Source organism: Flavonifractor sp. DFI.6.63 (assembly GCF_024462255.1).
Lineage (GTDB): Bacteria > Bacillota > Clostridia > Oscillospirales > Oscillospiraceae > Lawsonibacter_A > Lawsonibacter_A hominis.
This window is the reverse complement of the sequence record NZ_JANGBE010000169.1, coordinates 1-223: the sequence shown is the minus strand read 5'-3', so window position 1 is coordinate 223 and position 223 is coordinate 1. Positions and strand designations below refer to the sequence as shown.

Genomic DNA, 223 nt, shown 5'->3' with positions numbered 1-223 from the left:
GCGAGTCCAGTGTTCGCTGGGAAAATCGCAGTAGGTAAGAGTCTCCTCAATGCCATCCTCTACCTTCCTGGCAGCCTCCTTCAGTTTCATGGAACGCAGTTCCTCCACCACAGCCTTAGCCTTTTCCCGGGCAGCTTTCTTGCTCTCCTGGGCGTGGATGGCCTTGAGCATCTTGGCCACCAGCTTTACCTTGGAGCGAGGCGTGACTGAGAACACATTGCGG

The 223-nt window shown here is 56.1% G+C and carries 1 protein-coding gene; it reads right to left on the bottom strand.

Going from position 1 to position 223, the window contains the following annotated elements; all coding sequences use genetic code 11:
- The coding region (locus tag NE547_RS18360) for a transposase (RefSeq protein WP_256176656.1) at positions 1-223 on the bottom strand (223 nt) is incomplete at both ends.